19 protein-coding genes are annotated in these 21364 nt (G+C 47.4%); 9 read left to right on the forward strand and 10 right to left on the reverse strand.

Annotation, left to right across the window (positions count from 1 at the left end):
- Positions 1-91: 91 nt before the first annotated feature.
- Positions 92-1426 carry a dicarboxylate/amino acid:cation symporter gene (locus tag ACYVIC_RS17900; protein ID WP_460862139.1) on the forward strand — a complete coding sequence of 445 codons (1335 nt, stop codon included), beginning with the start codon at positions 92-94 and terminating at the stop codon, positions 1424-1426.
- An 18-nt stretch (positions 1427-1444) separates the two neighbouring features.
- Here the strand turns inward: ACYVIC_RS17900 and ACYVIC_RS17905 are convergent, their stop codons facing one another.
- From ACYVIC_RS17905 to ACYVIC_RS17915, 3 genes are all read right to left on the reverse strand, one after another.
- The gene (locus ACYVIC_RS17905; protein WP_460862140.1) at positions 1445-2131 is read right to left on the reverse strand and encodes a thiopurine S-methyltransferase; all 687 of its coding nucleotides are present in this window, start codon (positions 2129-2131) and stop codon (positions 1445-1447) included.
- Entirely contained in the window at positions 2092-3087 is a 996-nt protein-coding gene (gene sohB, locus ACYVIC_RS17910) for a protease SohB (protein ID WP_460862141.1), read from the reverse strand. Before sohB ends, ACYVIC_RS17905 begins: the two co-directional genes overlap by 40 nt.
- A 94-nt stretch (positions 3088-3181) precedes the next feature.
- Positions 3182-5536, reverse strand: coding sequence for a VolA/Pla-1 family phospholipase (locus ACYVIC_RS17915; protein WP_460862143.1), 2355 nt, complete (start codon positions 5534-5536; stop codon positions 3182-3184).
- Between the two features lie 226 nt (positions 5537-5762).
- Here ACYVIC_RS17915 and ACYVIC_RS17920 point away from each other — a divergent pair, with 226 nt between their 5' ends.
- Positions 5763-6506 carry a YciK family oxidoreductase gene (locus ACYVIC_RS17920; protein ID WP_460862144.1) on the forward strand — a complete coding sequence of 248 codons (744 nt, stop codon included), beginning with the start codon at positions 5763-5765 and terminating at the stop codon, positions 6504-6506.
- A gap of 59 nt (positions 6507-6565) precedes the next feature.
- Here ACYVIC_RS17920 and ACYVIC_RS17925 read toward each other — a convergent pair whose 3' ends face one another.
- The 3 genes from ACYVIC_RS17925 to ACYVIC_RS17935 all read right to left on the reverse strand — a co-directional run bounded on the left by ACYVIC_RS17925 (position 6566) and on the right by ACYVIC_RS17935 (position 10036).
- A complete protein-coding gene (locus tag ACYVIC_RS17925; protein WP_460862145.1) occupies positions 6566-7096 on the reverse strand; it encodes an H-NS family histone-like protein in 531 nt (176 codons plus the stop codon).
- A gap of 95 nt (positions 7097-7191) precedes the next feature.
- A complete protein-coding gene (locus ACYVIC_RS17930; protein ID WP_460862147.1) occupies positions 7192-8631 on the reverse strand; it encodes a phosphohexomutase domain-containing protein in 1440 nt (479 codons plus the stop codon).
- Positions 8618-10036 (reverse strand): mannose-1-phosphate guanylyltransferase/mannose-6-phosphate isomerase, encoded by a 1419-nt coding sequence (locus ACYVIC_RS17935; protein WP_460862149.1) that lies wholly within the window; start codon positions 10034-10036, stop codon positions 8618-8620. The genes ACYVIC_RS17930 and ACYVIC_RS17935 overlap by 14 nt, the downstream gene beginning before the upstream one ends.
- 200 nt (positions 10037-10236) lie before the next feature.
- On the opposite strand from ACYVIC_RS17935, the gene can reads away from it, so the two are divergent.
- On the forward strand, positions 10237-10893 hold the full coding sequence (gene can, locus ACYVIC_RS17940; protein WP_460862150.1) for a carbonate dehydratase: 657 nt from the start codon (positions 10237-10239) through the stop codon (positions 10891-10893).
- Between the two features lie 150 nt (positions 10894-11043).
- On the opposite strand, the gene purU is transcribed toward can, so the two are convergent.
- A complete protein-coding gene (gene purU, locus ACYVIC_RS17945; RefSeq protein WP_460862152.1) occupies positions 11044-11877 on the reverse strand; it encodes a formyltetrahydrofolate deformylase in 834 nt (277 codons plus the stop codon).
- A 153-nt stretch (positions 11878-12030) separates the two neighbouring features.
- Here purU and tsaA point away from each other — a divergent pair, with 153 nt between their 5' ends.
- From tsaA to ACYVIC_RS17960, 3 genes are all read left to right on the forward strand, one after another.
- Positions 12031-12741, forward strand: a complete 711-nt coding sequence (gene tsaA, locus ACYVIC_RS17950; RefSeq protein ID WP_460862153.1) for a tRNA (N6-threonylcarbamoyladenosine(37)-N6)-methyltransferase TrmO — start codon at positions 12031-12033, stop codon at positions 12739-12741.
- Complete coding sequence (locus ACYVIC_RS17955) at positions 12710-13777, forward strand: Kelch repeat-containing protein (RefSeq protein WP_460862154.1); 1068 nt, start codon at positions 12710-12712, stop codon at positions 13775-13777. Before tsaA ends, ACYVIC_RS17955 begins: the two co-directional genes overlap by 32 nt.
- Positions 13778-13838: 61 nt before the next feature.
- Complete coding sequence (locus ACYVIC_RS17960; protein ID WP_460862156.1) at positions 13839-15566, forward strand: proline--tRNA ligase; 1728 nt, start codon at positions 13839-13841, stop codon at positions 15564-15566.
- A gap of 58 nt (positions 15567-15624) precedes the next feature.
- On the opposite strand, the gene ACYVIC_RS17965 is transcribed toward ACYVIC_RS17960, so the two are convergent.
- Positions 15625-17037 carry a sodium-dependent transporter gene (locus tag ACYVIC_RS17965; protein ID WP_460862157.1) on the reverse strand — a complete coding sequence of 471 codons (1413 nt, stop codon included), beginning with the start codon at positions 17035-17037 and terminating at the stop codon, positions 15625-15627.
- 199 nt (positions 17038-17236) lie between these two features.
- Here ACYVIC_RS17965 and ACYVIC_RS17970 point away from each other — a divergent pair, with 199 nt between their 5' ends.
- Positions 17237-17536 carry a YciI family protein gene (locus tag ACYVIC_RS17970; RefSeq protein ID WP_460862158.1) on the forward strand — a complete coding sequence of 100 codons (300 nt, stop codon included), beginning with the start codon at positions 17237-17239 and terminating at the stop codon, positions 17534-17536.
- Between the two features lie 25 nt (positions 17537-17561).
- Positions 17562-18578: a UDP-glucose 4-epimerase GalE gene (gene galE / locus ACYVIC_RS17975; protein WP_460862160.1), complete on the forward strand. Its 1017-nt coding sequence runs from the start codon at positions 17562-17564 to the stop codon at positions 18576-18578.
- On the opposite strand, the gene ACYVIC_RS17980 is transcribed toward galE, so the two are convergent.
- The gene (locus ACYVIC_RS17980) at positions 18575-19231 is read right to left on the reverse strand and encodes a response regulator (protein ID WP_460862161.1); all 657 of its coding nucleotides are present in this window, start codon (positions 19229-19231) and stop codon (positions 18575-18577) included. The genes galE and ACYVIC_RS17980 overlap by 4 nt on opposite strands.
- The gene (locus tag ACYVIC_RS17985) at positions 19224-20366 is read right to left on the reverse strand and encodes a sensor histidine kinase (RefSeq protein ID WP_460862163.1); all 1143 of its coding nucleotides are present in this window, start codon (positions 20364-20366) and stop codon (positions 19224-19226) included. Before ACYVIC_RS17985 ends, ACYVIC_RS17980 begins: the two co-directional genes overlap by 8 nt.
- A 129-nt stretch (positions 20367-20495) precedes the next feature.
- On the opposite strand from ACYVIC_RS17985, the gene ACYVIC_RS17990 reads away from it, so the two are divergent.
- Positions 20496-21260 carry a hypothetical protein gene (locus tag ACYVIC_RS17990; protein ID WP_460862164.1) on the forward strand — a complete coding sequence of 255 codons (765 nt, stop codon included), beginning with the start codon at positions 20496-20498 and terminating at the stop codon, positions 21258-21260.
- Positions 21261-21364: the final 104 nt, after the last annotated feature.

Genomic DNA, 21364 nt, shown 5'->3' on the forward strand with positions numbered 1-21364 from the left:
TTTGAAAAAAAAAAACCACCTAATCTGCCTTTCCAAAGCCTAAACTGATACGCTACTCAATATTCTTAATCCTGTAACGCTTATAGTTATTATGACGCAAGATAAAAAGCTGGGTTTAACAGCACGCATTGTTATTGGTATGGTAGCCGGCATTTTGGTCGGTTTTTTCTTCAAATGGCTGCTGGCTGGCCAGGAAGAACGTATACTGCACTTCCTTTCCTTAGAAATCCCACTTAAAGCTTTCTTCGTTGACGGCCTGCTGCATATAGGCGGCGAAGTTTTTATTGCCAGCTTGAAAATGCTGGTAGTGCCACTAGTATTTGTTTCTCTGGTCTGTGGTACCTGTTCGCTATCTGACACCAGCAGCCTTGGCAGGCTGGGCGGAAAAACCATCGGCTTGTACCTGATTACCACAGCTTTGGCGATTAGTCTGGCTATTTTTGCCGCTTTACTAGTTGGCCCCGGCGAAGGCGTGCAAATGCAATCTGACGCCAGCTTTAACCCAACTGAAGCACCGGCTTTATCGCAAGTGTTTATTAATATTTTCCCCAGCAATCCGATAGAGTCAATGGCTAAAGGCAACATGCTTCAAATCATTGTTTTTGCTGTGCTATTTGGTTTGGCAATGGCTGTAAGCGGTAAAGCAGGCGAGCGTTTGTCGCAGGTATTTAACGACCTTAGTGAAGTTATTATGCGCCTGGTAACACTGCTGATGAACCTGGCGCCATATGGTGTTTTCTTTCTAATGGCAAAACTATTCACTACCCTCGGGTTTGAAACCATTGCCAGTCTGGCGAAGTACTTTGCCGTTGTATTGACGGTGTTAATACTACACGGTTTGCTAAGCTACGGCACCATATTGAAACTTCTTACCGGCTTAAGTCCGTTTATGTTCTTCAGAAAAATGCGCGATGCGGCCTTGTTCGGTTTTAGCACCTCCAGTAGTAATGCCACTATGCCGGTAACAATGGAAGCCGTTACCAAAAAGCTGGGTGTAAAAAACAGTATTGCCTCTTTTACTGTGCCACTTGGTGCCACGATTAATATGGACGGCACGGCTATTATGCAGGGTGTCGCCACGGTATTTATCGCACAGGTGTTTGCCGTTGATTTGACAATATCCGACTATCTGATGGTTATTCTTACTGCAACCCTGGCATCGGTTGGCACTGCTGGCGTGCCTGGTGTAGGTTTGATCATGTTGGCAATGGTACTACAGCAAGTTGGTTTACCGGTTGAGGGTATTGCCTTAATCATAGGTGTCGATCGTTTGCTGGATATGACACGCACGGCAGTAAATGTTACCGGTGATGCCATGGTATCTTGCATTGTCGCTAAAAGCGAAAAAGAGTTTGATGTAAATGTGTTTAACGATGCAGACGCAGGTACAAAAGATGAAACCGTTGATTTTCATCACCTGCGTTAAGCGAAGACGCTTCATACATTAGTCTAGAGTGATATGGTAAGCCCGCTCCAGTAAATACCCGGTGGCAAAACGACGCCGGGCAAAGCCCTTACCGGTTTGGTCAAGTTCTGCCAAAAGCTCGATACTGTCGCCGGCAAATAACCGATGGACTTCGGCATAGTCAACGCTAAAAGGCGGTCCGGCTTTTTCATGTAGCGGATACTCGACACTAATCAGCAGTAATTCCGTGCCTGATGGCAATAACGCTTTTAATTTAGCAACATAGCACTGCCGCATCGGTGTGGGCAGGGCAATTAATGCTGCTCTGTCATACACCAGTGTGCAACCAGCAACCTGAGCTGTGTTTAACTGAAAGAAATCACCCTGCCATATTTTAATACGCTCGCTGCGATAACAAACAAAGTCCGCCTGCTGCTGCCGCTGATAGCCTAGTTGCTGCTCGGCAAAAAAGGCATTGCAGGCAATGTCAGACAGCTCAGCGCCAACCACTGCCAGATGCTTTGCAAGATACACCAAATCCGGTGACTTTCCACATAGCGGTACCAACACCTGCTGTTGGTCACGCAACAACATTGGCAGACAATGACGTAACAATGGGTGCGGCTGTTCCAGTTGAAAGCCCAATTCATTATTTTGCCAACGGTAATGCCAGAATCGGGTATCCATCAGCGCAGCCAGTATTGCTGCATCAGCTTTTGCCACCACTGGCTAACAATGCTTGCCGAGCCCATGCCAACTTTTTCAGCAATGCCTTTACGTAACTGATACTTCACTTGCACCACACGGCGCTGTAGTAAGCTGGCCACAATGTAATCATCACTGGTTTGAATACTGTCAATCAGTTGCAATTCCAATGCCTGGTAACCAAACCAATGCTCGCCGCTGGCAACCTTATCTATATCCAGCTGTGGCCTGTGCTCGGTCACAAAACGTTTGAACAACTGATGTGTCTGCTCCAGCTCTTGCTGAAACTTCTGCCTTCCCTTGTCAGTGTTTTCGCCAAATAGGGTGACAGTGCGTTTGTATTCACCGGCGGTAAACTGCTCAAAATCAACATTATGCTGTTTCAACAAGCGGTTGAAGTTAGGCAACTGAGCTATAACACCGATTGAACCGACAATAGCGAAAGGAGCGGCAATTATTTTGCTGCCAATACACGCCATCATATAGCCACCACTGGCTGCCACTTTGTCTATCGCAACGGTCAGTGCAATACTATGTTTACGTAACCGATCCAGCTGAGATGCCGCCAGGCCATAGCCATGCACCACACCGCCGCCACTCTCTAAACGTAGCATTACTTCATCCTCTGATGTCGCTACCGCTAGTACCGCCGTAATTTCTTCCCGTAACGAATCAGCCTCACGTGCATCCATACTACCGTTAAACTCGATGACAAAAAGCCTGGGCTTGTTGTGATGCTGCTTGCTTTTCTCTGCTTTATGCCACTGCTTAAAGGCCTTCTTATCTAACAGATGTTGCTGTAATTCTACTGTTTGTTGCTGATAATCATCGCTAAGATCAGTAAACTGCAGCTGACCTTTTTTCGGTTTGGCACGGCTGATAGCAGCGCCGGCAATCAGGCCAATAATAACAGCCACGGCGACAACAAAAGTGACTACCTTGGCCAAAAACAAGCCATATTCGTATAAAAAAGCCAATATGATGTTCCTTTAACATTGTTTTGCACATTGTAACTACAATTCAAAAAAGAAAAAGCCCGGCAAGCCGGGCTGGTTATTTGTCACAATAGTGCTAGTTTGCCGGTTGTAAAACAGCAGGGTTAGTTACCACGACGCCAGCGCCTTTTGTCATAAAGACACTCACCGCCTGCATCTGCATTTCTGTGGTAGCTGCGCCACTGCTGGCGGGGCTAAGGATAGAACTATGGTCGCCTTCAGTAAATCTTGCAACTGCATTGCCAGGCAACGCAAATTGCCCCGCTGTCGCATTAACCGCGGCTGCACCTAATAAACGCACCAAAGGTTCTGTGCCTGCCAGTGGCATTTTGCCAGCAGCTAATGCCTGTTGTGGGTTTGCAAAACCATTTGGTATCACCTGATCTGGCAGGTTATCGGCATTGCCAACAACTCCAATAACATAGGCCGGGGTTTCACTCACCACCAGACTCTGAGCATAGTTATTTGGATCGCCCGAATCAGTTACCGTCTGCGCTGCAAATGCAAACTGCGAAAACGCAGAACTCAATGCTGTAAGCGCCGCGGTATTACCCGATTGCGCCAAAAACTCGGTAAATGGCGTAAAACAGGCTGCGAAAGGTGCAGCCATCGGACCACCACAACCCTGACTTTGGGTCGCAAAATTGATGTAGTTTTCAGCTGTGCTACCACCTGCGCCGAGTAAAATACTGGCTTTTACTAGCGGGCCAAAGGAGCCTGAATCAAACAGGAAATTAGCTACCGCACCACCTGGCATTGCCAGTACGGTGCTGTTAATACGATACAGCGCATCTAACTGAGCACTGCCCGATGTGGTATTTGCCAAAGCAGCCATCGACGTTGCCGTAATAGCACCCAGAGAATGGCCCAATAACTGCACGTTAGATGTATCTAACTGCACCCCTTGGACAAAATTCAGGCCTAAGCGCAGTGCCAGCATATCAGCAATGCTCTGGCGCAGGTTATCGCGGGTGACCAGCAGATTCTGCAGGTTCATATAGGCCGTTGCCGTGCCCGCCTTACCACAACTTGCACCCGAAGCATTAATAGGCCCAAAACCACGAGCGCCGTGTAATGGATGATCAATAGCTACAGTAGCGAAGCCGCGCGCAGACAAAGCACCGGTTAACGCTAGCATGTTTTCTTTGCAAGAAGTAATACCGTGTTGCAGCATCACTACCGGCCAACCTGCAGCTGGCATAGGCACAACATTGGCGTCAGGTACTGTCATTTGCACCGCTACCTGCTGATAGCTATCTATCTTAGGAACAGGGTTAAACTTCGTTAAATGACGGGCGGCATCGACGCCAAGGTCTCGTAGTAAACCGCCAGGCATGGCCTGACAGAAAGCGTCATTTTCCGACACCGGCGTTTCTGGTTTCATACTGCCAGGTAAAGCCGCGATAATAGCGCCGCTGTCACAACGAGCTGTCCAGCGGCCAACCAGGGGGGCTGTAGGGTTTTCTGCAGTAGCAGCACCAAGGTAGTATGGCAGTCTAACTGTACCCTGATACAAACGCGCCAAGCCGAATAAAGGATTAGTAAAATTCTCACCCAGCTGAGATACCGTCATACCGGTGTCTTGCACCACAAAATTTGCCGGGGCATAACCAGTAGGTGTAGGTGATGCCATCAGGTTCTTCAAAGTCGACAGCACTACGCCAACCGACTGCGTCGTCATAGCTGCAGTATAAATAATAGAATCGCGGTCTACACCGTCGGCAGCAATGGCATCTTCAAAACTATTAATTAGCCTTTGTAGAGCAATTTGCGATGGTAGCGCCAGAGGACGGGTTTCATCATCTTGTTTTACCAGCTCGTAGGTTGTTGATGGTGCCAACGAATTACCATTGTCATCTTCAATTAGCGACGTCAGCACTGTCATATAAGTAGTAGCAGCTTTTAACGGTCGCAGTGGCACTACTGCTATACTGTTGCCGCTGACTGAAGCAATAAAATCCTGGCCAAATGTCAGCTCAGACACTACTTTACAGGCAAAACCACGGTCTGCAGTTGCACATTCACTATCTGTTGAACGCGGATCCTGCATTACCATTTCAAACAAACGAACAGCACCAGGTTGCTGCACAGAGCTTGGCACCAGTGCTGCACCAGGCGCTAAATCAACCGCCAGTGTAAACGGATTTTGTGTCGACCAGCCATCGAGCGCACCAAGTGCTACCTGAGGATTAGTGTAATCTGGGGTGTTGCCGCCGTCAGTTGTTAAGGTACCATCTGTTGTGCCTTGAAATAATAAATCGTTCGGCACAGATAAGCGAGGAACCGCGGCACCCGGGTCAAACACCACGCGGGAATAAGGTTTTACAGTATTGTCACCCGTTTCTTGCTTAATATCATCTAACGACTCACCACCGCAGCCGGCCAAACCTAATGCCAGTGCAACAGCCACACTTAGTGCAAGCTTGTTCATAGTTTCTCCCCTATCCTGACTCTTATTTTTTATATGCAAAGCAATCGCTTACCTTGCTTTTTTTGAAATCTGTTGTTCATATAGCCTGCAACAGCTACGACCAGTTAAAGTTAACCCAAACCAAAAGAAAGCGCTAGCTCAAATATACATAATCCACTAAGAAAGATGCAAAGTTTAGCAATTGCGCGTATGCTTGCGCCGTTTTTGCGCTAACAGGTGAGGATCTATGCACAATTTTCAGCCAGCAAAAGACGAGTTAAAAAACAAAGTTATTTTAGTGACAGGGGCAGGTGATGGTATTGGTAAAGAAGCCGCGCTCACTTACGCCCGGCATGGCGCGACGGTTATTTTGCTGGGTAAAACAGTAAAAAAGCTAACCGCAGTGTACGATGCTATCGTGGCCGAAGGTGGTGCCGAGCCAGCTATAGTGCCACTTGATTTAAAAGGCGCCAGCGCTAAGCATTATAAAGATATGGCAGCAACGATACAGGCCGAGTTTGGCCGGCTAGATGGCGTACTCCACAATGCAGGAATATTAGGCGTCCTCAGTCCTTTTGAGCATATTGACTTACCTAGCTGGCAAGACATTATGCAGGTCAATGTGACCGCAGCAATGTTAATGACTCAGGCATTAATGCCGGTAATGAAAAATGCCGCACATGCTTCAGTTATATTTACATCGTCAGGGGTCGGCCGCACCGGCCGCGCATACTGGGGCCCCTATGCCGTGTCTAAGTTTGCAACTGAGGGCTTGATGCAGGTTATGGCAGATGAATATGCCAGTAGCACAATACGAATAAACTGTATTAACCCTGGAGCTACCCGCACAAGTATGCGTGCCCGCGCCTACCCGGGCGAAGATATTAACCAACTTAAAACTCCGGCCGATCTGATGTGGTTGTATCTGTACCTGATGAGTGATAGCAGCGTTGTGGTGAATGGGCAATCAATTGATGCACAGCGCAAATAATCGCGCAGTTAATTAAAAAAACCCGGCGTTGCCGGGTTCTATTATTTACTAACTGGTAATTATTTCTTAGCCAGGATCTCTTCAGCATTAGCAGCAGCCCACTCGTTCCAGGCACCAACTTTCGCATTGAAATTTTCTACAGCCTGAGCCGTCGCCTCAACAATAAGACTATCAATTTGTTTGGCGTATTTCTTGTCTACCTTAGATACAGGCACTACGTCGATGCCTCGCTCCTGCAAGCCTTTTTTCATTGTATGAGTGCGCAATAACTGCAGCTTGCCGTCTTCAACATAAAAATACTGACTTTCTTTATTTATCGTTTTGAACTTTGGCTTCGTCGGGCGTCTATCAGCTTTAGGTTGCTGCTCTGTGCCCTCAATCACTAATACATCATTGTTCAGCTTGTAACCTAGCTGTTCCAGCGTAAAGCCCTGAGACTTAGCTAACTGCTCTAATTGGGCAATTAATTCAACTTCTTTTTGCCGTTCAGCCAACACGCTGTTTAATATTTCAATCACATCGGTCAGTTTAGCAAGGGTAAGCTCTTTCGCCGCTTTTTTAAGTTCACGCTTATCTAATAAAATCGACATTATTTTCTCCGTTAATATTGCATCGCATAAGCATAATCAATTAACCACACAAAATAAAGTTAACTATTAGATAGTTTTAGCTTAAACACTTTAATCTATTCAGCCTCGGTTAATATTGATATGATTTCTGCGGTCTTTTGCTCCATTAACAGCCTACACCCTCTCGATTCTACATTTAATCGCAAAACATTTTCAGTATTTGAACTACGCAGATTAAAACGCCAGTCATCAAAGTCTATGCTTAAACCATCGGTGAAGTCAGTCTTTCTGGCTTGCGCCATATAATGTAACTTAACTCTTTGCACCGCTAGTTGCGGTTGCGCAATATGAAAATTCAATTCACCTGATGATGGAAAAGCAGTAATCATATCTGCAACCAGCTTCGACAGCGGTATCTCTGTTACTGAAATCAGTTCCGCTACTAATAACCATGGCACCATGCCACTGTCACAATAACTAAAATCACGAAAATAGTGATGTGCACTCATTTCACCACCGTATATGGCATCTTCCAAGCGCATTCTTTCTTTGATAAAAGCATGGCCAGTTTTGCTCATTATGCTGATACCTGCATGTCGTGTAACAATATGCTCTGTATTCCAGTATAAACGTGGGTCATGAATAATTTTTTGCCCAGGGTGTTTCTGCAAAAAAGCTGCCGCTAACAAACCGACGATATAATATCCTTCTATAAACTGACCATGTTCATCAAACAAAAAACAGCGATCAAAGTCGCCATCCCAGGCAATACCAAAATCAGCCTGATGGGCAACAACCGCCGCTGATGTCGCCGCGCGGTTCTCGGGCAATAATGGATTTGGAATACCATTCGGGAAACTGGCGTCAGGTATATGATGCAGTTTGATAAATTCTACCGGCACCCCTGTCTGCAAAAATACCGTCTCTATGGCGTCAATCACATGGCCAGCTGCACCATTGCCGGCGTTTACCACCAGCTTCATTGGTTTAAGTAATACAGGGGTAATAAAACCCAACATGCAATTGATATAAGCGTCTAATATCGACTGTTGGCGCCAGCTTGACTGCTGCCAATTGAAGCTGGCTGTACTGTCTGCCTGCTGACAAAGCCGGTTAAACTGGGTCAGCGGAAAAGGTTCTGCCATTAAAACTATAGCATCCCGCTTAATGTCATTCAGGCCGGTATCACCACTTATCGGCCTTGCGTCTTGCCGCACAAGTTTCATACCGTTGTAGTCAATAGGGTTATGGCTGGCGGTGACTTCTATCGCACCGTCAATAGAAAGATGTTGAGCAGCAAAATAGACTTCCTCAGTACCGGTCATACCCAGATCGATAACGTTTACACCTTCATTTAACAGGCCAAGTGCCAAAGCGCGCTTCAGTGACTCAGAGGTAGCACGCACATCTGAGCCCAATGCCACTGTAACGGGCTGGAAGACTCTGGCGTAGGCGCGCCCGATACACCAGGCCAGATGCTCAGTTAGCTCTTCGCCTAACTTTCCGCGAATATCATAGGCTTTAAAACAGCGCAGTGCGTTATCAATTGCGGCCATACTTATCCTCAAACCTGATAATGTCATCTTCGCCCAAATAGCTGCCAGATTGCACCTCTATCAGCTCCAACGGTATCTTGCCGGGGTTTTCCAGTGAATGAACAGTGCCAACAGGAATGAAAGTTGATTCGTTTTCAGTTACTAAAAACTCTTTATCACCATTACGGACCAGAGCAGAGCCGCTTACCACCACCCAATGCTCTGCACGATGATGATGCATTTGCACCGAGAGCTTGGCACCTGGTTTTACCGTAATATGTTTCACCTGATAGCGGGTACCATTATCAACGGAGTCATATTTACCCCAGGGGCGAAACACTTCACGGTGCAAATCCACTTCTATACGGCCATAACTTTGCAGCTTGGCAACGATATTTTTTACGCCTTGTAAATGCGCTTTGCTGGCAACCAGTACCGCATCTTTGGTCTCCACCACCACGATATCAGTTAAGCCTATTACCGTAACCAAGCGTTCCTCAGCATTTATATAACTGTTGTTGCACTGCTCCAGCATTACATCACCACGACATGCATTGCCCCGCTCGTCTTTAACCATAACCTCCCACAGTGCATCCCAACTACCAACATCACTCCAACCTGCGTCCAATGCTACCATAACGGTATTAACTGACTTCTCCATCACCGCATAGTCTATGGAGTCTGACGGGCTGTTGGCAAAAGCGTCTTTATTTAGACGAATAAAATCCAGATCGCTACTGGCTTGCTGTAAGGCTTGCTCTGCGCAATGCACAATCTCAGGGGCGAACTGTTGTAATTCAGCTAATAAACTACTGGCCTTGAACAGAAACATGCCGCTGTTCCAATAATACTGACCAGAGTTGACAAAGCCTGTGGCGGTGGCTAAATCAGGTTTTTCACAAAATTCAGCCACTGTAAACACCTCTGCAGCTGTTGTTGCCTCAGCATGGTCAGCCTTTCTAATATAGCCATATCCGGTATGTGCACAGCTTGGCACTATACCAAAAGTCACTAATTTACCTTGTTGTGCCGCCGGCGTAGCTAATTCAATAGCACGATGAAAAGCCGGAATGTCACGAATAGCATGGTCAGCGGCCAGCACCAATAATAGGGGGTCTTGTTTGTCCACCAATGCTTTTAGTGCTGCAACAGCAATAGCGGGTGCAGTATTACGCCCAACCGGCTCCAAAATAATATCGGCTTGTTGCATTGACACTTCACGTAGCTGTTCTGCCACCATAAAACGGTGATCTTCGTTGCAAATTACTATGGGCGAAGCCAAGTCTGGCAAACCTTTCAAACGCAAAAGGGTATTTTGTAGCATGCTTTTATCGTTAAGCAGCGGTAAAAATTGCTTTGGTTTTTTGGCGCGAGATAAAGGCCACAAGCGGGTTCCAGAACCGCCGGACAGAATAACGGGTATCATGCTGACTCCTTTCAAGAAATTTCCATTTAACCACAATATAGCGCACAGTATAGCCACAGTCAGTGGCTGTCGTCAGCAGTAGGATCCGACTTTATCTGTAAACTGTAATTTACTGGTTTAGTAATATTTTTAGCTGGTCAGCGCTCTAAAGGCAGTTAAAATCGGCTATCGTGGCGCGATTTTCTTTTCAGGTTAAGTGTATGTCAGATTTTAAACAACTGTTCCTCAACAATAAGAGTTGGGCAGACCGGCTTGAAAAAGAGCAACCGGGTTTCTTTAAGCAATTGTCCGAGCAACAAGCGCCAGAGTATCTGTGGATTGGCTGCTCCGACAGTCGTGTGCCGGCCAACGAAATAGTTGGCTTATTACCAGGGGAGTTGTTTGTGCATCGCAATGTCGCTAACCTGGTATTGCACTCTGATATGAACTGCTTATCTGTTTTGCAGTATGCTATTGATATTCTAAAAGTTAAGCATATTCTGGTTGTAGGACACTATGGCTGTGGTGGCGTAAAAGCTGCTATGACAAAGCAGCGCGTCGGCTTTGTTGATAACTGGTTGCGCAATGTCAAAGATGTTTATTCTATGCACCGCGACGAGCTGGAAAAGGTTGCAGATGGCAGCGAACGCTTAAACCGGCTGATTGAGTTAAACGTCATGGAGCAGGTGCGCAACTTGTGCCATACCAGTTTTGTGCAGGAAGCCTGGGAGCGCGGTCAACCACTCACTATTCATGGCTGGGTGTACAGTTTACGCAATGGCCGGGTAAAAGATTTACGCGTCAGTCACTCCTGTGCCGATAAAATTGACGATATCTACACCTTAGATCTGGCTGACGCCGGCCTTAGCGAAAAATAACTATTTAAAAATAATCTGCTGCGTTATGCCAATACCATTAACGCACTCAAAAAACAGTATCACACTAAGTATTGTCAGGCTCATAGTATTATCCTTGGGGCTTGTTCAGCCAAAATATCAAAGAACAGCACCGCAATGTAACATCACCCATTACAGGATCACGGTTTTATTACCATGCACAAACACCCTGTCTTCAACCACCAGTTGCAGTGCTTTACTCAGGGCTGACTTTTCAACATCACGCCCAGCGCGGGCCATATCCTCTGCACTAAAGTTATGGTCTACCGGCGCCACCATTTGTTGAATAATAGGCCCTTCATCTAAATCATCGTTCACAAAGTGCGCCGTAGCGCCAATAATTTTTACGCCACGTTCAAACGCCTGCTGATAAGGGTTGGCGCCGATGAAGGCTGGCAAAAAACTATGGTGAATATTAATAATTTTCTCTGGAAACTGTGCCACAAAAGCCGGTGTCAAAATTCGCATAAATTTAGCCAGTACCAGATATTCTGGCTGGTAAGGTTTAATCACCTCTAGCAGCGCCGCTTCGTGTTCGGTGCGGCTTAAACCCTGATGGCTGATACAATGGTAAGGTAAGCCAAACCGCGCCGCTAGTTGCTCCAGATCAGGGTAATTACCCACTACAGCAGCAATATCCAGCGCCAGCGAGCCGTCGAACACTTTAATTAAAATATCACCCAGGCAATGTGCTTCTTTGGTTACCATTACCACTACCCGTTTCGCGCGCTGACTGACTAAACTGCGCTCTGAGCCTGTCGGCAAAGCACGGTCCAGATCAAATAATAAGGTAGCGTCGTTAAATACTCCTTCAAGTTCAGTACGCATATAAAAACGTCCGCTTACCGGGTCGACATACTCTGTATTACGGATAATATTAAGCTGGTGTTTGTAGCAAATATTGGTAATTTGCGCGATAAGCCCTTTAGAGTCAGGGCATTCTGTTAGTAAGATCTTACGTTCCATAATGTTGTGTATACCTTATTCATACCAGCCTATGTTTTACCGCATCTGAAGCCAAAGCGTCAAAGACATTTAGACGTCCTGCTTAACTTGTTGTTTCGACAAAAAGCAGCATAATACCGCACATTACCTTTTTCAGTGTCAGCATGGGAGTTTATGCCGTCGTATCAGTTTAATGTGGTGGGCTATATTAAGTCGCCCTACAAGCAAAAATTTGCTATTCCTCGCCAGCCCGGGCTTATTCCTGAAGCCACAGGCTATCTGGTGCTGGAAAATGATTACAGCGATGAGGCTATTTTGCGCGGTATAGACAGCTTCAGCCATTTGTGGCTACTGTTTGTATTTCACGAGACTGCGGATAAAGGCTGGTCACCGATGGTGCGCCCGCCGCGTTTGGGTGGCAATGCCCGTAAGGGCGTGTTTGCTACCCGCGCTACCTTCCGGCCGAATCCGGTAGGGTTATCTGTAGTTAAACTAGAGGGCGTCGTGCGCAAAAGCGGCAGGCTGATGCTGAAAATCAGTGGTATTGATTTACTTGATGGTACGCCGATTATCGATATAAAACCCTACCTGCCTTATTCTGATGCTTTGCCAGACGCAGCCGGCGGTTTTGCCGATGCGGCTCCGCATACTGCGATGACAGTAAGCTTTTCTGAGCAAGCCAGTATTTTTTGCCTACAGCAAAGCCAATATCCTGATTTACAAGTATTTATAACTAAGGTGCTAAAACAGGATCCCAGGCCTTCGTATAAAAAACAACGCGAAGGTGAACAAAGTTACGGCATGACACTGTATAACTACAATATTAAATGGACCGTAAACGGAGAACATAACCATGTTACTGAAATCCATCAGCTACCTGAGTAGTTTGGCAGCTGCAGCAACCTGCGTTGCTCTATCCGCCAGCACGCTACCTGACTTACCCGAACCGGTGAGCAATAATGCGGTTGCGACAACGTCGGTACGCGGCAAAACCTATATTGCCAGTTTTATGGGGATAGGCCCGGCTAAGCAACATAGCGATATTCACAATAAAGTGTTTATGCATACGCTGGGTGAATTTGGCTGGCAAACACTGCCACCGGTGCCAAGCCAGCAACGTTTAAATGGGCGTATTGCTGCCAGTGCGGTAGCACTAAACAACAATTTTTTTGTGTTTGGTGGTTTTAGTGTTAATGCCGACGGCACTGAACAAACAGCAGCTGACAGCTACCGGCTGGACCCGGTTACCCGCAGATACACTAAGCTAAATGATATACCGGTGCCAGTAGATGATGCTGTCGCATTAACCTATCAAAATCGCTATATCTATCTGGTTAGCGGCTGGAGCGACCATGGCAATGTTAATCTGGTACAGGTGTTTGATAACTTTACCCAACGCTGGTCACAGGCCACTCCGTTTCCTGGTAAACCGGTATTTGGCTTAGCCGGTGCCATGGCAGATAACCAGATGCTGATCTGTGATGGTGTGGCATTACAATACTACGCCGATAAAAAGCGCGAATATAAAAGTGAACCGGCTTGTTACCTTGGCACCGTGGGCGATAACGCTAACCAAATCGACTGGCGTATCGTAACGCACCCTACCGGTACCGCACGCTACCGTATGGCTGGCATTAACACTAAAATTGATGGCAAAGATATGCTGGTGTTTATCGGCGGAACCACTAACCCGTATAACTACAATGGTATTGGCTATAATGGCACGCCGTCAGAGCCGGACAGCAAGGTGTGGCTGTTTTCGTTAGCAGAGCAGCGCTGGCTTAAAGCGGCCGATACCACAGCGGTAATGGACCTGCGCGGCCTTGTCGACATAGACGGCGATATCTACTCCGTTGGCGGTATGCAAGATAACCAGCAAGTCAGCCCTAAACTGATTAAACACCAGATAAAACTCCAATAGAATTGCCCCTGCCGCCTTGCTAGAATGGCGGCAATTTTTTAGCACGACATACGAGAATACGATGCGCAGCAGTCAGTACTTACTATCTACCATGAAAGAAATCCCGGCCGATGCCGAAGTTATCAGCCACAAACTTATGCTGCGTGCCGGTATGGTGCGTCGTGTTGCTTCAGGTATGTACACTTACCTGCCTACCGGTGTGCGGGTATTGCGCAAAGTTGAGCAAATTGTGCGCGAAGAAATGAACAAAGCCGGCGCTATTGAAGTATTAATGCCAATGGTGCAACCGGCTGAGCTGTGGCAGGAGTCTGGCCGCTGGGACAAAATGGACGCGGAGTTGCTGCGCTTTAAAGACCGCCATACGCGTGATTTTGTATTGGGACCAACTCACGAAGAAGTGATCACCGATTTAGTGCGGCGCGAAATCACCAGCTATAAGCAACTGCCACTAAACCTGTATCAAATTCAGACTAAGTTCCGTGACGAACGCCGGCCACGCTTTGGCGTAATGCGCGCGCGCGAATTTTTAATGAAAGACGCCTACTCGTTTCATTTAAGCCAGGACAGCCTGCAGCAAACCTATGACGCCATGTACCAGGCGTACTGCAATATTTTTAACCGTTTAGGCCTGGATTTCCGGCCGGTGCTGGCCGACACCGGCGCTATCGGCGGCAGTATGTCGCACGAATTCCATGTACTGGCCGCGTCCGGCGAAGATGCTATCGCATTTTCCGACGAAAGTGATTACGCCGCCAATATTGAAATGGCCGAAGCCTTAGCACCTAAAGGTGAGCGCGCCGGCGCAACACAAACGTTGGCAGAAGTTGCTACCCCCAATGCCAAAACCGTGGCGGATGTTGCAACGCTGCTGCAACAGGATATGGCGCTGGTAAGCAAAACCCTGATTGTTTATGCCGCCAAAGCCGATGACAAAGCGCCGCAAACCTTGGTCGCCCTGGTATTGCGTGGCGACCACGAACTGAACGAAATTAAAGCCGAAAAACTGCCGCAGGTACAAAGCCCGCTGGTGTTTGCCAGCGAAGAAGAAATTCGTGCGGCTATCGGCGCGGGCCCGGGTTCACTGGGGCCAGTGGGCATGCCACTGCCGGTTATTGTTGATCGCAGCGCGGCGCATTTAGCCGACTTTATCTGTGGTGCCAATAAAGACGGCTACCACTTAACCGGTGTTAACTGGGACCGTGATATCAAAGACTACAGCGTTGCTGACTTACGTAATATCGTTGAAGGTGACGCCAGCCCTTGCGGCAAAGGTACACTGGTGATTAAGCGCGGTATAGAAGTCGGCCATATCTTCCAATTAGGCGATCGCTACTCTCAGGCCTTAAAAGCCGGCGTATTAAACGAAGAAGGCAAACACCAGATCATGACCATGGGCTGCTATGGTATTGGCGTATCGCGCATTATTGCCGCCGCTATCGAGCAAAACCACGATGATTACGGCATTATCTGGCCGGATGCGATAGCACCGTTTCAAATCGCCTTAATTCCGATGAACATGCATAAATCAGTGCGGATTGAAGAAGCCACAGTGCGTTTATATAACGAGCTGACTGCCGCCGGTTTTGAAGTGCTGTTCGACGATCGTAAAGAGCGCCCTGGCGTAATGTTTGCCGATATGGAACTGATGGGCATTCCGCACAGCATCGTCGTTGGCGAGCGTAACCTGGATAACCAACAGGTAGAATACAAGAACCGGCGCACAGGCGAAAAAGAAATGCTGGATATTGCCGGTGCTGTAGCCGCTATGGCGCAAAAGCTGGCAAAGTAAACTAGCAACAAACATAAAAAGGCAGCGAGTTCGCTGCCTTTTTCTTTTTATATCTCAGTTAAAACAACAGGTTGTTACCGAAGAAAATGGTCGATACGGTATTAACGAAGATCAACGCCAGAATAAAGGGGATAAAGGTACCCAGTGAAAAGTTAACGTATTTTTGCAGTAAGGAGCCGGCAAATGTCGCATTGCCCTGACTAATTTCGGCATCAAAGTTATGCTTTTTCCAGCGATAAATTACAAACAAACACAGCAATAAACCGTTTAAAGGCAATATGGTTTCATAGAAGATGTCATACACCAGGTCAAAAAACGATTTATTAATACCACCATAGCTTAGCAGGTTACTGAATACATCAACCCGGCCAAATGACAGAGCGCAGATCACCGCCAGCGCAATCATCGCAGTGCCAAGGGAAAATAATGCAGTACGACGGCTGACACCTTTCCCATCCATTAAACTGCATACCGGCACTTCAATAATCGATACCAATGAAGTTAACGCCGCAAAAAACACTAGCAGGAAGAAAAAGCTGGCAACAAAAGACGCGCCGAAATAGCCAATATCCGCCTGCAACGCCAGAAAGATTTTTGGCAGGAACATAAAAATCATACCAATGCTGGACTCAGATAATTCGCTAAGCTGAATATCCGGGTTAAACGAGAATACCGCTGGCAGGATCAACAAGCCTGAACAACACGCCACCAATACCGACAAGCCCGCCACCATTTTACCGGCGTGCACGATATTGTTGTTTTTCTGAATGTACGAGCCGTAAGTAATTAAAATACCCATGGCCAGTGATAACGAGAAAAATGCCTGTGCCAGCGCGCCGTTTAATACCTTACCGGTTAGCTTATCAAATTCCGGAATAAGGAAAAATTTAACGCCTAACATAGCGTTATCCAGCGTAAATACATAGATAACCAACGCAATTAACATGACAAACAGCATCGGCATTAATACCCGCGCCGCTTTTTCGATGCCTTGCTTAACCCCGCCCTGTAAAATTGCAAACGTCAGGCCAATAACAATCGCCATGTAGACAAACAGCTCGTTGCTATTAATAAAGTTATCGAAACTGTCAGGTGCAGCCAGTTCGGTTAGCTGGCCCATTACCGATTTACCCAAATAACCGAATATCCATACGGTGATCACCAGATAAAACACACCAATCATAAAAGGCGTGATCACCGACATCCAGCCAACCGTGCGCCAGGCGCGGTTCTGGCCTATCTCGGTATAAGCCCCCAGCGGATTTTGCCGGGTATGGCGGCCTAAACTCATCTCTGCCAACATTACAGGTAAACAGATAAAAAATACGAAAAAGGCATACATAATTAAAAAGGCGGCACCGCCATTTTTACTGGCCATTACCGGAAAGGCGACCAGATTACCGATACCCACAGCTGAACCGGCAGCTGCCAGCACAAAGCCTAGGCTTGAACTAAATTGTTCACGTTTCATTGCTACGCGGACTCCCTGAATCTTTCTTATTAGAATGTTTGAGCTAGGCTCATTTTTTTGTAAGCGCCCTGCATGCTAACAGGCTGTTGCCGGAAATCCTAGTCTGTACTGCTCCAATGCGTTCAATGTCGTTGGAACCACGCTAAGGATCTGCTATCGTGCGCCAGTAAAAACCGGCTCTGCAAAAGGACAGCCCACTATGTTCTATATGATTTACTCCGAAGATGTTGCTAACAGTTTAGAAAACCGCCTGGCCACGCGACCGGCACATATAGCGCGGCTGGAACAGTTAAAAAATGAAGGTCGCTTACTACTGGCCGGCCCTACGCCAGCCATTGATAGTATAGATCCGGGCGTCGCCGGTTTTACCGGCTCTTTAGTGGTGGCAGAGTTTGCCAGCTTAACCGAAGCGCAAAGCTGGGCTGATGCCGACCCTTACCTGGCCGCTGGGGTCTATGCCCGCTCAACAGTAAAGCCGTTTAAAAAAGTATTACCTTAAAATGAGCAGCCACAAGGACAGTAGCATGAGTTACGTTTTACTTACCGGCGGCGCTGGTTATATCGGCAGCCATACTGCGCTGGAGCTGCTAAACGCCGGTTATCAGGTGCTGAGCTTCGACAACTTTAGCAATAGCTCAGATGATGCACTTAAACGGGTGCAGCAACTAACAGGTAAACAACTGATCAGCGTTCAAGGCGATATCCGTGACGAAGCGGCGCTGCGCCAGTTGTTTAGCAACTATACCATCAGTGCTGTAGTGCATTTTGCCGGTTTAAAAGCGGTGGGTGAATCGACACAAATACCACTGCACTACTACGATAACAATGTAGCCGGCACTGTTACCCTGTGCCGGGTAATGCGCGACTTTGGTGTAAAACAGCTGGTCTTTAGCTCGTCGGCTACGGTGTACGGTGACGCTAAACAGGTGCCAATCCCGGAAACGGCCCCCCGCTCAGCCACCAACCCTTATGGCCAGAGCAAATTGATGATCGAACATATCCTGGAAGATCTGCTGCGCGCTGAACCTGACTGGGGCATCACTTTGCTGCGGTACTTTAACCCGGTGGGCGCGCATGACAGTGGCCAAATAGGTGAAGACCCCAACGGTATACCAAACAACCTAATGCCGTTTATCTCGCAAGTTGCGGTAGGTAAACGCGATAAACTGAGCGTATTTGGCAACGACTACCCGACTCACGACGGCACCGGGGTGCGTGATTATATTCACGTAGTGGATTTAGCCCGCGGCCATGTTAAAGCACTGCAATATCTTGATAAGCACTGCGGTATTGAAGCCATTAATTTGGGCACCGGTACCGGCTATAGCGTACTGGATATGGTCAATGCTTTTAGCCGCGTAAATGCTGTCGATGTGCCCTACCAGATAGCAGCAAGACGCGCTGGCGATATTGCTACCTGTTATGCCCAGCCCTCAAAAGCCAAAGCATTGCTGGGCTGGCAGGCTGAGAAAACGCTGGATGATATGGTGCGTGACAGCTGGCGCTGGCAGTCGGCTAACCCTAATGGCTACAACAGCTAGCTAATTATCCCCAACTCCAATGCCAGCAATACGGCACGGGTGCGATCGCGCACCCCAAGCTTCGATAATATTGCTGAGCATTGGTTTTTCACCGTGCCTTCAGATTTAAACAGCGCTGCCGCAATTTCTTTGTTGCTGTAACCCGCGGCCATCAATTGCAGAATTTCCAATTCTTTGTCACTTAGCGCATCCAATTGCGCCGGCATAACAAAGTCGCTTTTTTCACCAGCGTCGTTACTGCGTATTGCCCCCAGCAAACGCTCGGTAATGTTGGGCGCAAAACAACTTCCACCGCCGGCGAGGGTTGCAATCGCCTCTACCAGAGTTTCCAGCGACACATCTTTCAGCAAAAAGCCACGCGCGCCTAATGTAATACTTTTTAACACCATTTCATGTTCGTCGAAGGTGGTTAAAATAAGCACCGGAATGTCACTGCCAGCCTGTTTTAGCGCATCCAAAGTTTGCACGCCATTCATTACCGGCATGGAGAGATCCAGCAAAATAATATCCGGTTTATAAACTTTGCAGGCATCTAACACCGTCGTGCCATCGCTACACTCGGCAACTACATCCACTTTGCCCGACAAGCCAAGCAAACTTTTAATACCGTCACGGATCAATTTCTGATCGTCTACCAGCAATACCTTATGCATTTTCATTCCCTTTATACGGTAACATTATGCTAAGTTGCATCGCTTGTTGCTGCGTGCTCAGCGTCAAGCTGCCGCCGCACTCTGCTAACCTTTCCTGCATACCTTTGATACCATTGCCCGCTTGCCAATGCGATGAAACCCTGCCGTTATCATAAATCGTCAGCTGCAGCTGCCCTGCAGCCACGTTAGCTTCAATGCTGACCTCGGTGGCGCCACTGTGTTTCAGGCTATTGCTAAACGCTTCCTGCACAATACACAGCAAGTGCTGCGCCTGTTGCAAGTCGTTAAGCATAATGTCATCCGGGATTTGCAGTTTTACCTCAAATTGCTGAGGCAGTAATTGTATTAACGAGGTTATCGCATCAAGCAAGGAGACATCAGCATACTGGCGCATAGTGCTTACCGCTTCACGTACATCGGCCAATAGCAACTTGGCCAATTGATGGCATTTATCCACCTGCAACTTGGCTTCACCTTCGGTTATATGACCAGCAACCTGCAACTGTATCGTCAGCGCCGTTAAATGATGTCCAACCAGATCATGTAAATTGCGGGCAATACGGGTGCGCTCGCTTTGGCGTGACGCCGCTTGCAGCAATTGCTGGGTTGCCTGTAATTGCTGATGCTTTTGCTCCAGCTCATCTCTGGCCTTTTCCGCATCACGGCTGGCGCTTTGCACCAGCACAGCAAAAAGATTAAAGCTGCCGTAAAGCAGCGCGGTGATCCACACTGTTTTACCCGTTTGCCACGCCACTATGCAATACCAGCTTGCCACAACCAACGCCACCACAAGCACTGCCAAAGTGGTACGCATTACAAAAGGAAGCATCGCCGCCCAGATAATAATCAGGATAGCGAGAAACTCGAACTGCCGTGCAGGTAATAGCCAAAGTAGCGCAAAGGCAACAAGCAATTGCAGGCACAATAATCGCGGGCCAAAACGGCCTCGTAGGCCAAAATCGCAATTATCCCGAGTCAGCACGACAAACAAGCCGCCGAACAACAAAAATAGCAGATGCATCAGCCACAGGCTTTGGCTAGCGGGGCCTTTTTGCAGCAGAAAGATGCTAATGCCATACACCATGAGCCAGGTCAGTGCACCGGCCAGCGTGGCGAAATCAAATTTTGTTTTCATCAGCGCATTATGAGCAACAAAAAAATATCCGCAATAGGCCAAAAGTCATAGTGTAAAATCCTGACTTTTGGCACCTGTGCGCAACAAGCAGTCGCAATACACTTAGTCCAACCACTAAGGAGACTGATTATGTCCGCTTTACACAGCATCTTGTTATACACACACATCGCACTTGGCAGCATTGCATTACTGCTTTTTTGGCTACCGGTTATCGTTAAAAAAGGTAGCAAGTTACATAACAACGCCGGGCAAGTATTTTATTACATCATGCTGCTGGTATCCGGCTCTGGCATGGTGATGAGCGGCTTAACCATCTACGATCCGCTTGCCATCTACCCTATGCCCAATTTAAGCGGCATTGAGCTGCAGCGCTTTTTGGGTTGGCGCGTTGTATTTTCACAATTTTTATTACTGTTAAGCCTGCTTACCTGGGTGTCCGTGCGCCACGCTATTGGTGTACTGTTAGCTAAAGCCAATCGTAGCCTGTTAAAACGCCTTAGTTTTCTTGGGCCAGTATTGCTTATGCTGCCGTTATCGCTGTTTGTCGCCTGGCAGGGTCACAAATTTAACCAGACATTACTAATGATTTTTGCCGGCGTGAGTTTTTATACCGCAGCAAGTATTTGTGTGTATGTATTTAAAGCAGAAATCAAACCACGGCAATGGATTATTGAACACTTCACATCAATGGTAGGTACCGGCATTGCGGTTTACACAGCATTCTTTGCCGCTGGTGGCCGTCGATTGGTTAGCGAGTTATTGCCGGAGCAATGGATGATGCTGACATGGCTGGCAGCACCAGTAATAGGCATTGGCTCTATCATCTTGTTTAAAAGCTATTTTCAGCGCAAATTCAAAGTGAAAATCTCACCAAATAAAAGCCAAATCCATTAAATAAATATTTCCTAAATGCAATAGATTACCTACATTAAATACAGCTTAAAAACATTTGTAGGTTTCTATTGTGCGATGTGTCTTTTTTACTGGTTTAGCACTGT

The organism is Rheinheimera gaetbuli (genome assembly GCF_054781935.1).